The sequence below is a fragment of the Delftia tsuruhatensis NBRC 16741 genome (assembly GCF_001571325.1).
Lineage (GTDB): Bacteria > Pseudomonadota > Gammaproteobacteria > Burkholderiales > Burkholderiaceae_C > Comamonas > Comamonas tsuruhatensis.
The window spans coordinates 1-13,489 of sequence record NZ_BCTO01000081.1; the positions used below are offsets into that span (position 1 = coordinate 1).

Below are 13,489 nucleotides of genomic sequence, written 5' to 3' on the forward strand. Positions count from 1 at the left end.
AGATTCCTTGTGCAAACCGCCGCGTTTGCGCAGACAAGAAGCCACCGCAAGGTGGCTTTTTTTCGTCTGCAGTTTCGCTGCGGGCCGCGTCTCGATGGGGCCTGCCCAGTGCGATGGCAGGGGCCTGCGCTGCAGGCAGTTCCTGCTTCCATCCCGATGTATCGGGCATCACCAGTCCGTCATGATCCAGGCCCATCATCCACGGCGAGGGAAAGCCATGGTGATGCGATGCGCCATAGGCGATGCCTGCCGATTTTCCACAGCCGATAGCCGTGTCTCCGTTTGCACTGGCGGGACGTCTTCCAGGCAGGTGTGAGCAGCCATTCCAGGCCCGGTCCTGTCGCCGGAACTGGTAATGCTTCTCATTTCAATGTTGGAAAACGTCAAAGGAGCGCCACTGCATGCCATGGTCCCGGTTCAAGTTTCAGCACGTCTGCAAGGCTGCACAGCCCTTGCCGATCCTGTTGCAGGACGCATGGATCCGGCGAGGGCGGCCGCCGCCCTGAGGCCGTCATGAGGCCGATCTAGGCCTGCCTCCCAAGTCACGCCGATGCGCATCGGCGCGCACTGATGCCCTGCGGTCAGCGGTTGTGCCTCCGCTTGCCGCCTGTGCCGAGTCCCGCTCCGCCCTATTGCACGGGCGGCACGCCGGCCGTCCATCGACCTGCGGTCGACATTTCCCCTTGATGTTCTTGCCTAGCTTGCGAGAGGAACTGCATCGTGTCCTTGAATCACACACATTCTTCGCTGGAAGAGGTCTTCATTGCTTCGCGTGGACAGTTGGTGAGGGTCGCGCGAAGAATTCTCAGGAATCCCGAACTGGCCGACGAGGCCGTGCAGGACACCTATCTGCGCGTTGCCGAGATGCGCAGCGATGCCGAGATCGCCAAGCCCGCCGCCTACTGGACGCGCGCCGTCTGCAACATGGCGCTGGACTACCTGCGCCGCCAGGAGCGCGAGAACACCTACCGCACCCACGGCGTGGATGTGGACACGCTGGAGATACCGGACGGCCGCTCGCCCGAGCGCAGCCTGTTCGAGTCCCAGGCCATACGGCTGATCGACCAGGCTCTTGATGAGGTGCCGCCCAAGACACGGGAGACCTTCGAGCTGTACCGCATCAAGGGCCTCACCCAGCGCCAGATCGCCGAGCACATGGAGTGCGCGCTGGGCCTGGTGAACGCCAGGATTGCCGACGCCTGCAAGGCCATCCATGTCCACCGCTCGCTGCTGGACCGCCATTGAACGGTGCAGCCCGGCGCACGACCTGGAACCGGCGCGCACGCGGCGTGAACAGTTTCGGATCCGGAACGTCATGTTCAACAGAGGCGCAGTACCGGATCGCCGCGATCCGGAGCTGGCCTCACCGATGTTCAACCGCATTAAGGACGCCTGCATGTCTACAAGCTGCTTCGACCGCGAAGACGAAACCTTCATCGTTCTGGTCAACCACGAGGAACAGTATTCCATCTGGCCGCACTGGAAGGCCGTGCCCGGCGGCTGGACCGCCGTGGAGGGCGTGAAGGGCGACAAGAAAACCGTGCTCGACTACGTGGACGCCACCTGGACGGACATGCGGCCCAAGTCGCTGCGCGTGTGGATGCAGCAGCAGGAACAGGCGGGCTCCGGCGCCGCGCGGCACAAGGCCGATACCGATACCGAAACCGCAGCGGGCTGACGCGCATGCACGCGCCGCTGACCCTGCTGTGCCTGCCGTGCGCAGGCGCCAGCGCCACCATGTACCTGCGCTGGCGCAGGCTGCTGCCCCACTGGATCCGCATTGCGCCGGTGGAGCTGCCGGGGCGGGGCAGCCGGCTGGGCGAGCCTGCGGTCGAGGACTTCGGGCAACTGGTCTCGCTGCTGTGCGCCGAGCAGCGCCAGGCCATGCGCGGCCGCTTTGCGCTGCTGGGCCACAGCATGGGCGCGCTGCTGGCCTTCGGCATGGTGCGGCAATTGCGCGAGCAGGGCAGGGAGCTGCCGCTGGCCCTGGTTGCCTCGGGCAGCCCGGCACCGGCCTGCCGCGATCCCGAGCGCTTTGCGGGCAAGGGCGACGATGCGGCGCTGATTGCCGATCTGCGCAGGCAGGGCGGCACGCCCGAAGAGGTGTTTGGCAGCCCCGAGCTCATGCGCATCACGCTGGATGTGCTGGGCTCCGACTACCGAGTCTGCGAGAGCTTCGGCCATGTGCCCGCTGCGGGCCTGCCGCTGCCGGTGCATGTCTTTGCGGGGCGGCAGGACGACATCGAGGCGCCCCGTGTACAGGCCTGGTCGCAGGAGGCCGCCGGGGCCTTCACGCTGGACTGGTTCGAGGGCGGGCATTTCTTCATCAGGCAGCGCGAAGGCGATGTGCTGGCCGTGCTGGCGCAGCGCCTGGCCGGGTCCCAGTCACTCCAGGGGGAAATCCATGCAGCTCGTGTCCGTGCGTGAGGCCATGAGCCAGGGCATCGAGGTCTTCAGGCTGGACCTGGACCTGTCGGCCGAGCTGAGCGACAGCCTGCCGCACCTGACCCCCGAGGAGCGCGGTCGCGCCGCGCGCTTCGTGCGGGCCGCCGACCGGCTGCGCTTCGCACAGACGCGCGCTGCCACGCGGCGGCTGCTGGGGCGCAGGCTGGGCTGCTGCCCGGCCGATGTGCCCCTGGCCATCGGCACGCACGGCAAGCCTTTCGTGGATGACGAGCCGCACAGGGCACCTGTGTTCAACGTCTCGCATTCGGGCGGCCATGCGCTGATCGCGCTGGCCGACCCCGGTGGCGTGCTGCACCTGGGCGTGGACATAGAGCAGCACAAGCCCGACCTCGATGCCGAGGTCATGCTCGACGCCGTCTGCACCGACCAGGAACGCGCCAGCGTGCGCCGTGCGCCTGATCGGCTGGCGGCCTTCTACCAGCGCTGGGTGGGCAAGGAAGCCGTGCTCAAGGCCATCGGCATTGGCGTGGCCGAGCACCTGCGCTCCATTGGCATCAGCCCGGGAGGGGACGGACGGCTGGCCATCGCCTGCGCGGTTCCCGACTGGAATGGTTTTCAAGCGATGGCGCTTCCAGCGCCGCCGGGCTACGCGGCAGCTCTTGCGTGGCGCACCAAGGAATCGACATGAACGAAACCCTCCAGCGCTTCGAGCGCAAGGCCCCCGCGGGCTCGCTGCTTCCCCAGCTCATCACGCCCGCCCAGCCGGGCCAGGACCTGCTGGCCGCGCTGCCGCCGCTGCGTCGCGACATCGACGAAGCCCTGCTGACCACGGGCGGCGTGCTGCTGCGCGGCTTTGGCGTGCCCGATGTGGAGACCTTCCAGCGCTTTGCCTCGGCCTTCGGCCATCCGCTGCTCAAGTACGAATTCGCCTCCACGCCGCGCAGCGCGGTCGAGGCCTCCAGCGGCGCGGGCGTCTACACCTCCACCGAGTACCCGGCCCACCAGAGCATTCCGCTGCACAACGAGCAGGCCTACACGCGCGAGTGGCCCATGAAGATCTGGTTCCACTGCGTCACCGCATCGCCCGAGGGCGGCGAGACGCCGATTGCCGACAGCCGTGCGGTCTACCGCCGCATTCCGGCGCGCATCCGCGAGCTGTTCGAGCCCGGCATCCTCTACGTGCGCAACTTCGGCGAGATGGACGTGCCCTGGCAGAAGGTCTTCAACACCGAAAGCCGCGCCGAGGTCGAGGCCTTCTGCCGCCATGCGCGCATGGACTGGGAGTGGAAGGAAGACGACGGCCTGCGCACGCGCCAGCTGTGCCAGGCCATGGAAAGCCACCCCGTCACGGGCGAGATGGTCTGGTTCAACCAGGCCCACCTGTTCCACATCTCGGCGCGCGAGCCCGAGGAGCGCGAGGTGCTGGAGGAGGTCTACGGCATCGAGAACCTGCCGCGCAACACCTTCTTCGCCGACGGCTCCACCATCGGCGACGACATCTTCGCCGAGGTGCGCGCCGCGCTGGACGCCGAGACCGTCAGCTTCCCCTGGGAGCAGGGCGACGTGCTGATGCTGGACAACATGCTCGTGGCCCATGCGCGCTCGCCCTTCAAGGGGCCGCGCAAGGTCATCGTCGCCATGGCCGAGCCGCGCAGCAATCTGGACCGTTTCTGAGAACCCGGGAGGCAGCTGACATGCTGAGTGGACAAAGTGCAATCGCGGCAGCAGGCCAGGCGCCGGCCAGCCTGGTCGAGCATCTGAGGGGCCTGGCGCAGCAGCGGCCCGACGACATCTGGCTCACCGTGGCCGCCGTGCAGGACGGCCGCGTGGTCGAGCGCAGCCACAGCTATGGCGAGTTCGACCGCCGCGTGCGCGCGCTGGCCGCCCGGCTGCAGCAGCTGTGCCCCGTGGGCGCGCGCGCCCTGGTGATGATGGACAACGACGAGCACTACGCCGCCAGCATGCTGGCCTGCTTCTACGCGGGCGTGATCGCCGTGCCGGTGCCGCCGCTGGAATCGCTGCGCGTGCAGCACTTGGAGCGGCTGCTGGGCATCGTGGGCGACGCGGACGCGGCCTGCGTGATCAGCACTGCCGAAGTGATGCAGGCCCTGCCCGGCGCCGATGCGCGCTTTGCCGGCATTGCCGCCGTGGCCGCCGACCAGGTGGACCTGGCCGATGCCGACGCCTGGCGGCCCCACGCCCCGGCTGCCGACCACATCGCCTTCCTGCAATACACCTCGGGCTCCACCTCGGCGCCCAAGGGCGTGATGGTCAGCCACGGCAACCTCATCGCCAACGAGGCCGCCATCCAGCAGCGCATGGACATCGGCGCGGGCGACCGCTTCATGTCCTGGGCGCCGCTGTACCACGACATGGGCCTGATCGGCGGCCTGCTGCAGCCCCTGTACAGCGGCCTGCCGCTGGTGCTGACCTCGCCGCGCCTCTTTCTGGAAAGCCCCGTGCGCTGGCTGGAACTGATCTCGCGCCACCGCGCCACCATCAGCGGCGGCCCCGACTTCGCCTACCGCATGTGCCTGGAGCGCATCAAGCCGTCGCAGCTGGCGCAGCTGGACCTGTCGAGCTGGCGGCTGGCCTATACCGGTGCCGAGCCCGTGCGTGCCGACACCGTCACGGCCTTCGCCCAGCGCTTTGCCGCCTGCGGCCTGCGGCCCGACGCGGCCTATGCCTGCTACGGCCTGGCGGAAGCCACCCTGTTCATCACCGGCGGCAGTTGCGGCGCGGGCGCCACGATCACGTCCTTCGATACCGAGGCCCTGGGCCAGGGCCGGGCCGTGGAAAGCCCCGGCGCCTCGCAGACCACCGCGCTGGTGGGCTGCGGCCCCGCCGTTCCCGGCCATGCCGTGGCCATCGTCGATCCGCACAGCCTGCAGGTGCTGGAGCCCGGCCGCGTGGGCGAGATCTGGGCGCACGGCCCCAGCATCAGCCAGGGCTACTGGGGCAAGCCGCAGCAAACGCAGCAGGCCTTTGTCGAGCATGCAGGCCGGCGCTGGCTGCGCACGGGCGACCTGGGCTTCGTGCACGGCGGGCAGGTCCATGTGGCGGGCCGCATCAAGGACCTGATCATCGTGCGCGGGCACAACCTCTACCCGCAGGACATCGAGCGCGTGGTCGAGGCCGAGGTCGAAGCCGTGCGCAAGGGACGCGTGGCCGCGTTTGCGGTGGACATCGATGGCCGGGAAGGCATAGGCATTGCTGCCGAAGTCTCGTTCGGCATGCAAAAGCTGGTGCCGGCCCAGGCCCTGGTCGATGCCCTGAGCACCGCCGTGGGCGCGCAGTGCGGTGAGGCACCCCGGGTGATCGTGCTGCTCAACCCCGGCGCCTTGCCCCGCACCTCCAGCGGCAAGCTGCAGCGCGCAGCCTGCCGCCAAGGCTGGTCCGCGCGCACGCTGGATGCCTGGGCCGTGTTCGAGTCGGGCCGCTTCGCGGGCGGCGGCAGCCAGGCACCGCAGGAGGCGGGCGCGGCAGATCCCACCACAAGCACGCTGGCCGGCCTGTGGCGCGAGGTGCTCGGTGGCGATGCCCTGCACAAGCCGGCCGGCGAGGCCAACTTCTTCTCGCAAGGCGGCAACTCCCTGGCCGCCGTGCGGCTGGCTGCGCGCATCTGCCGGCAATGGTCCCTGGAATATCCGGCCGGGCGGGTCTTCGAGCACCCGCGGCTGCGCGACCAGGCGCAGGACATCGACCGGCTGTGCCAACAGCGCCAGCCGGGCACGGCGCTGCAGCGCATTGCCCCGCTGGCCGAGGCCCGTCGCGCCATGCCCCTGCCGCTGACGCCGGCCCAGCAGCGCCAATGGTTTCTCTGGAAGATGGATACGCGCAGCACGGCCTACCACGTGCAGGGCGCCCTGCGCATCACCGGGCCGCTGGATGCAGGCGCCCTGCGTGCGGCCGTGCAGGGCCTGGCCGAACGGCACGGTTCGCTGCGCACGGTATTCAACGCCCGGCCCGATGGGGAGGTCGAGCAGCGCCTGGACCCCCAGGGCAGGCTGGAGCTGCAGTGGCTGGATGCCGCGCAGGGCAAGCCCGCGCAGCGCGAGGAGCACGCCGCCCAATGGCTGCAGGCGCTGTGCGCCCAGCCCTTTGATCTGCAGCAGGGGCCGCTGGCCAGGGCTGCCCTGGTGCGGCTGCAGGCCAATGAGCACATCCTGGCGCTGGTGATGCACCACATCGTCTCCGACGGCGCCTCCATGCAGATCCTGCTGGACGATCTGGCGGCGCTGTATGCCGGCGCCCCGGACAGCGGCCCGGCGCTGCAGTACGTGGACTACGCCGTCTGGCAGCGGGAGCAGGCTCAACAGGCCCAGCAAGGCCAGCAGGCCTCGCTGGCCTACTGGCTGGAACGGTTGCAGGTGCCTCCAGGCGAGGCCCAGCCTGTGCTGGCCCTGCCTACCGACCATCCGCGCCAGGCGCTGGCACGCTATCGGGCGGGACGGCACGGCTTCGAGCTGCCCGGCGCGACCTTGCAGGCACTGCGCGCGCAGGCCCGCCAGCAGGCAGACACGCTCTTCACGCTGCTGCTGGCAGGATGGCAGGCGCTGCTGTACCGCTACACGGGCCAGGAGGACATCCGCGTCGGCGTGCCCGTGGCCAACCGCGCGCATGCCGACCTGCAGGGCGTGGTCGGCTTTTTCGTCAACACCCTGGTGCTGCGCAACCGAATCGACGGGCGCATGCGCCTGGCCGACGTGCTGCAGCAGGCCCGCGAGGCGGCGCAGGGCGCGCAGGCCCACCACGCGCTGCCGTTCGAGCAGCTGGTGGAGGCGCTGCAGCCGCAGCGCAGCCTGGCGCACAGCCCCTTGTTCCAGGTGCTCTTCAATCATCTGGTGGAGGACTGGCACGCGCTGCAGCAGGTGCCGGGCTGGACGGTGGCCGGCCAGCCGCTGGCGGCCGCAGATGCGCAGTTCGAGCTGACCGTGGAAGTGCGCGAGCGCTCCGATGGCAGCCTGGGCATCAGCCTGGTCTATGCCCGCGAGCTGTTCGAGCCGGGCAGCATGCAGCGCCTGGCCGCCCACTATGCGGCCATGCTGGAGGCCCTCGCCCGGCAGCCCCAATGTGCCGTGGACGAGGTGCCGCTGCTGGGTCCCGACGAACGCCAGCAACTGGCGGCCTGGAGCTGCAATGACCAGGTCGTGCACGGCGGCGACATCGTGCACCGCCGCTTCGAGCAGCAGGTGGCGCGCAGCCCCGATGCCCCGGCCCTGTGCCTGGGCGAGGCCACGCTGGGCTACGCCGAACTCAATGCGCGCGCCAACCGGCTGGCGCATCACCTGATCGCATCGGGCGTGCGGCCCGGCGTGCCGGTGGGCATTGCCATGGAGCGCTCCATCGAGATGGTCGTGGGGCTGCTGGCCATCATGAAGGCCGGCGCGGCCTATGTGCCCATCGACCCCGAGCATCCGGCCGACCGCATCGCCTACATGCTGGAGGACAGCGGCGTGTCCCTGGTGCTGGTGCAGCCGCAGGTGCGTGACCGCCTGCCGGCCAACTGCAGTGCCCAATGGGTCGATGTGCCGGGCCTGGCGTCCCGGCTGCAGGACATGCCGGCCCACAACCCGGCCGTTGCCCTGCATGGCGACAGCCTGGTCTATGTCATCTACACCTCGGGCTCCACGGGCCGGCCCAAGGGCGCGGCCAACCGCCACCGTTCGCTGTGCAACCGCCTGGCCTGGGGGCAGATGCACCAGCCGCTGGGCCCGGGCGATACGGTGCTGCAGAAAACGCCCTTCGGCTTCGACATCTCCTTCTGGGAATTCTTCTGGCCGCTGACCACCGGCGCACGCCTGGCGCTGGCCGCCCCCGGCGACCACCGCGATCCCCGGCGCCTGGCCGAGCTGATAGCGCGCCACCAGGTCAGCACCATCCACTTCGTGCCGTCCATGCTGCAGGCCTTCATGGCGCACCCGGTGGCCGCCACCTGCCAGGGGCTGCAGCGCATCGTGTGCAGCGGCGAGGCCCTGTCCGCCGAATTGCAGGCAGCCGTGCTGCAGGCCTTCCCCGGCACCTGCCTGCTCAATCTCTACGGCCCCACGGAGGCGGCCATCGAGGTCACCTGGTGGGACTGCCGGGACGAGGGCGCGTTGTCCGTGCCCATAGGCCGCCCCGTGGCCGGGCTGCGTACCCATGTGCTGGATGCCGCGCTCAACGAGGTGCCGCGCGGCGTGGCCGGCGAGCTGTATCTGGGCGGTGTGGGCCTGGCGCGCGGCTACTGGCGGCGGCCGGGCCTGAGCGCCGAGCGCTTTGTCGCCGATCCCGCCAGCCGCACGGGCGAGCGCCTGTACCGCACGGGCGACCTGGTGCGCTGGCGCGGCGACGGCCAGATCGACTACCTGGGCCGCGTGGACCACCAGGTGAAGATCCGCGGCTTTCGCATCGAGCTGGCCGAGGTGGAGGCGCAACTGCTGGCCCACCCCGCCGTGCGCGAGGCCGTGGTGGTCGCCCGCCAGGCGGCCGACGGCGCGCGGCTGGCCGCCTTTGTCTCGGTGCAGCAGGGGCAGCGCCTGGACATGGCTGCGCTGCGCAGCGCGCTGGCCGCGGCCCTGCCCGACTACATGCTGCCCTCGTCCATCACCGTGCTGGATGCCTTGCCGCTGAACGCCAACGGCAAGGTGGACCGCAAGGCGCTGCCCGAGGCGCCCGCCCTGCCGGCCCTGGAGCACCAGGCCTACGAGCCGCCCGAAGGCGGCGTGGCCGCGACCATTGCCGCCCTCTGGGCCCAGGTGCTGGGCGTGGAGCGCATAGGCGCCAGCGATAACTTCTTCGACCTGGGCGGGCATTCGCTGCAGCTCATCCGCGTGCATGGCCTGCTGGAGGCGCGGCTGGGCCGGGAGCTGTCCCTGGTCGATCTCTTCAAGCACCCCACGGTGTCGGCCCTGGCGCGGCGCATCGAGCAGGGCGCAGATAGCGAGGGCGATGGCGAGGGCGAGGGCGACGGCGCCGCGCAGGCGGCCGCCGCCCGGGACGGCATGGACGCGGCCCAGCGCCGCCGCGAGGCGCTGCTGCAGCGCAAGCGCCACATCGAAAGGACCCTCTGATGTCTTCTTCCTCCGAAACCACCGGCCTGGAGATCGCCGTCATCGGCATGGCCGGGCGCTTTCCGGGCGCCGACGACATCGACCGCTTCTGGGCCAACATCCGTGACGGCGTCGAGTCCGTGAAGCGCTACAGCGACGATGAGCTGCGCGCCCTGGGCGTGCCCCAGGCCCTGCTGGACGATGCCGGCTACGTGAAGGCCGGCGTGCCGCTGGCCGGCATGGACCTCTTCGATGCCGACTTCTTCGGCTACACCCCGCGCGATGCCGAGCAGCTGGACCCGCAGCACCGCCTTTTCCTGGAATGCGCGTGGCAGGCGCTGGAGCATGCGGGCTACGAGGGCCGGCGCTACCCCGGCGCCATCGGCGTGTATGCGGGCACGGGCGCCAGCGTCTACCTGATGCGCCATCTGCTGCCCCGCCATGCGCCGGGCCCTGGCGCCCAGGTCGCCGACCTGCTGGGCCTGATGAGCGGCAACATGGCCGATGCCCTGGCCACGCGCGTGGCCTACAAGCTGGACCTGCGCGGCCCGGCCGTCACCGTGCAGACGGCCTGCTCGACCTCGCTGATGGCCGTGCACACCGCCTGCCAGGCGCTGCTGGGCCATGAATGCGCCATGGCGCTGGCCGGGGGCGTCTCGCTCAACCTGCTGCAAAACGGCGGCTACCGCTACCAGGCCGGCGCCATCTTCTCGCCGGACGGGCATTGCCGCGCCTTCGATGCCCAGGCCGCAGGCACGCTGCAGGGCAGCGGCGCGGGCATTGTGGTGCTCAAGCGCCTGGACGATGCGCTGCGCGACGGCGACACCATCCACGCCGTCATCCTGGCCAGCGCCGCCAACAACGATGGCGCAGACAAGGTGGGCTTCACGGCGCCCGGCGTCAACGGCCAGGCCGCCGTGGTGCGCGCGGCGCAGGCCCTGGCGGGCGTGCCGGCCGACACCATCGGCTATGTGGAAGCCCATGGCACGGGCACGGCGCTGGGCGACCCCATCGAGATCGCAGCGCTGACCCAGGCCTTTCGCGCCAGCACGCAGCGCAGGGGCTACTGCGCCATCGGCTCGGTGAAGACCAATATCGGCCATCTCGATGCGGCCGCCGGTGTCACGGGCCTGATCAAGACGGTGCTCTCGCTCAGGCATGCCACCTTGCCGCCCAGCCTGCATTTCGAGCGGCCGCACCCGCAGATCGACTTCGAGCGCAGTCCCTTCCATGTCAACACCGTGGCCAGGCCCTGGCCCCAGGCGGCCACGCCGCGCCGCGCGGGCGTGAGCGCCTTCGGCATTGGCGGCACCAATGTCCATGTGGTGCTGCAGGAGGCTGCTGCCGCCCCTGCCACCTCTGCCGCCCCTTCCCTTACACAGGCGGATACAGCCCGGGGCTGGCAGGTGCTGCCGCTGTCCGCTCGCAGCCCCCGTGCGCTGGATGAGTCGGCGCGCCGCCTGGCTGCCCATCTGCAGCAGGCCGGCAGCGGCCTGTCGCTGGACGATGTGGCCCACACCCTGCAGCAGGGCCGCCGCGCCTTCGGCCATCGCCGTGCCGTGGTGGCCGACGGCATGGGCATGGCGGTGGAGGGCCTGCACCTCTCTGCTACTGCTGCTGCTGCTTCTGCTGCTGCGCCGGCAGGCCAGGCCACCGAGGTGCCGGCACAGCCGCCCGGCGTGGCCTTTCTTTTCCCGGGCGGGGGCGTGCAGCACGCCAACATGGGCCTGGACCTGTACCGCGACGGCGGTGTATTCCGGCAGGAGGTGGACCGCTGCTGCGAGCTGCTGCAGGCCGAAACAGGCTGGGACCTGCGCCAGTGGCTGTTCCCCGCCCCGGGTGAAGAGGTGGAGGCCGACGCGGCGCTGTCCGCCATGGACAAGGCCCAGCCGGCCCTCTTCGTGATCGGCTATGCGCTGGCCCGGATGTGGATGGCACGCGGCGTGCAGCCCGTGTCCATGCTGGGCCACAGCCTGGGCGAGTATGTGGCGGCCTGCCTGGCCGGCGTGTTCGAGCTGCCGCATGCCCTGCGCATCGTCGCGGCGCGCGGCCGCCTGCTGCAGTCGCTGCCTCAGGGCGCCATGACCTCGGTGCCCCTGGCCGAGGCCGAGCTGCAATCCCTGCTGGATCTGGGCTGTGACCTGGGTGCCGTCAATGGCGAACGCCTGTGCGTGCTGTCCGGCCCGCTGTCCGCCATCGAGGCGGCCGAAGAGGCGCTGCGCGCGCGCGACATCACCGCGCGCCGGCTGCACATTGCCGTGGCCTCGCACTCGGCCATGACCGAGCCCCTGCTGGCGCAGCTGGAGCAGGTGGTGGCCAGCGTGCCCCGGCATGCGCCGCGCCTGGCCTTCATCTCCAGCGTGACCGGCAAGCCCATCACGGCCGAGCAGGCCATGAACCCCGCCTACTGGGCCGGCCACCTGCGCCATACCGTGCGCTTTGCGGACGGGCTGGACGAGCTGCTGAGCGTGCCGGGCCGCGTGCTGCTGGAGGTGGGCCCCGGCCAGGCCCTTGCCGCCCTGGCCCGCCAGCATGCGCGCGCCGCCACGGCGGCCGGCATCTGGCCCAGCCAGGCCCATCCCCAGCAGACCGCACGCAGCGCGCAACTGCTGGCGCAGGCCGTTGCCGGACTGTGGTGCGCGGGCGTGGACATCGACTGGACTGCCTGCCGGGGCGGGCGGCCAGGCCGGCGCGTGCCGTTGCCGACCTATGCCTTCCAGCGCCGCTCTTTCTGGGTGCAGGCGGCGGGGCAGGGTGGCGATGCACCGAAAGCGGCAGGCGCGGCAGGCCCCTCGGCGACCGCGGGTCCGTTCTACGCAGCCGCCTGGCAGCGCAGTCCCTTGCAGTGGGCGGCAGGCACCACCGGCGCAGCCCAGGTGGCCCTGGTATTTGGCGACGGCAGTGCCACGGCCGAGGCCCTGGTGCACGCATTGCGGGCGCAGGGCACCGATGTGGTCTGCGTGGAAGCGGGCGCCGCCCCCGCCTGCCTGGCCCCGGGCAGGCATGCCGTGCGCCCCGGCGAGCGCCGCGATTGCGAGGACTTGCTCGATGCGGTGCAGGCGCAGTTCGGCCCCGTGGACGCCATCTACCACCTGTGGGCCATGGATGCGGCCGCCCCTGCGCCGCTGGGGCGCGGCTTTCACAGCGTGCTGGCCCTGGCGCAGGCGCTGGAGGCCCGTGCGCACGGAGCTGGAGGCCCGCGCACACGGCGGCTGCTGCTGGTGGCCGCAGGCGGTTCGGAAGATGTGTCCGGAGCGGAAGCGCTGAACCCCGAGATGGCCGCCGTCTTTCCGCTGTGCAAGGCGATAGGGCAGGAATGCCCGTCCATCGACTGCCGTTTCGTCGATGTGGTGCAGGCGGGCTCGCCCGCAATGCAGGCCCGGCTGGCGCGCCAGCTGCTGGACGAAGCCCGCGCGCCGCATGGGCTTCGCACGGCCGACACGGCCATCGCCCTGCGCGGTGCCCACCGCTGGCGCAAGACCTACGAGCCCCTGCAATGGCAGGACGCCGCGGCGCCGCGCCTGCGCAGGCAGGGCGTGTACCTGATCACGGGCGGCCTGGGCGGCGTGGGCCTGGCGCTGGCCCGGCATCTGGCCGCGCACTGGCAGGCCCGCCTGGTGCTGCTGGGCCGCACGGCGCTGCCAGCACGCAGCCAATGGGAGGCACTGGCCGCCGATGACGGGCAGCCGAGCACCCTGCGCCAGCAACTGCTGCAGCTGCTGGCCCTGGAGGCCGAGGGCGCCCAGGTGCTGACCCTGGCGGCCGATGTGGCCGACGCCGCGCAGGTGCAGGCGGCGCTGGCGCAGGCGCACCAGCGCTTTGGCGCCCTGCATGGCGTGGTCCATGCCGCAGGCCATGCCGACAGCGGCATGCTGGCCACCCGCACGCGGGACAGCGTGGAGCGCGTATTCGCCCCCAAGCTGCGCGGCACCCGGCTGCTGCTGGACTTGCTGGGCACGCAGGACATGCAGGACATGCAGGACATGCAGGACATGCAGGACATGCAGGACATGCAGGACATGCAGGACATGCAGGACATGCAGGACATGCAG

7 protein-coding genes are annotated in these 13,489 nt (G+C 70.7%); all 7 read left to right on the forward strand.

From position 1 onward, the window contains the following. Positions 1-720: 720 nt before the first annotated feature. The gene (locus tag DTS01S_RS27490) at positions 721-1,245 is read left to right on the forward strand and encodes a sigma-70 family RNA polymerase sigma factor (protein ID WP_061289812.1); all 525 of its coding nucleotides are present in this window, start codon (positions 721-723) and stop codon (positions 1,243-1,245) included. Positions 1,246-1,396: 151 nt separating this feature from the next. Further along, entirely contained in the window at positions 1,397-1,678 is a 282-nt protein-coding gene (locus tag DTS01S_RS27495) for an MbtH family protein (RefSeq protein WP_013801595.1), read from the forward strand. Between the two features lie 5 nt (positions 1,679-1,683). Next, positions 1,684-2,427, forward strand: coding sequence for a thioesterase II family protein (locus DTS01S_RS27500; protein WP_061289815.1), 744 nt, complete (start codon positions 1,684-1,686; stop codon positions 2,425-2,427). Then, positions 2,405-3,094 carry a 4'-phosphopantetheinyl transferase family protein gene (locus DTS01S_RS27505; protein ID WP_016450665.1) on the forward strand — a complete coding sequence of 230 codons (690 nt, stop codon included), beginning with the start codon at positions 2,405-2,407 and terminating at the stop codon, positions 3,092-3,094. Before DTS01S_RS27500 ends, DTS01S_RS27505 begins: the two co-directional genes overlap by 23 nt. Further along, positions 3,091-4,080, forward strand: a complete 990-nt coding sequence (locus tag DTS01S_RS27510; protein WP_016450666.1) for a TauD/TfdA family dioxygenase — start codon at positions 3,091-3,093, stop codon at positions 4,078-4,080. The genes DTS01S_RS27505 and DTS01S_RS27510 overlap by 4 nt, the downstream gene beginning before the upstream one ends. A gap of 20 nt (positions 4,081-4,100) precedes the next feature. Then, complete coding sequence (locus tag DTS01S_RS27515) at positions 4,101-9,458, forward strand: non-ribosomal peptide synthetase (RefSeq protein ID WP_061289818.1); 5,358 nt, start codon at positions 4,101-4,103, stop codon at positions 9,456-9,458. After that, a partial coding sequence (locus DTS01S_RS27520) for a type I polyketide synthase (protein ID WP_255247332.1) occupies positions 9,458-13,489 on the forward strand: 4,032 nt, incomplete at its 3' end. The genes DTS01S_RS27515 and DTS01S_RS27520, both read left to right, overlap by 1 nt.

What these genes read in the sequence shown, in the direction of transcription:
- DTS01S_RS27505 (WP_016450665.1), top strand. Translation starts at nt 2,405, where the DNA reads ATGCAGCTCGTGTCCGTGCGTGAGGCCATGAGCCAGGGCATCGAGGTC.
- DTS01S_RS27500 (WP_061289815.1), top strand. Translation starts at nt 1,684, where the DNA reads ATGCACGCGCCGCTGACCCTGCTGTGCCTGCCGTGCGCAGGCGCCAGC.
- DTS01S_RS27510 (WP_016450666.1), top strand. Translation starts at nt 3,091, where the DNA reads ATGAACGAAACCCTCCAGCGCTTCGAGCGCAAGGCCCCCGCGGGCTCG.
- DTS01S_RS27495 (WP_013801595.1), top strand. Translation starts at nt 1,397, where the DNA reads ATGTCTACAAGCTGCTTCGACCGCGAAGACGAAACCTTCATCGTTCTG.
- DTS01S_RS27515 (WP_061289818.1), top strand. Translation starts at nt 4,101, where the DNA reads ATGCTGAGTGGACAAAGTGCAATCGCGGCAGCAGGCCAGGCGCCGGCC.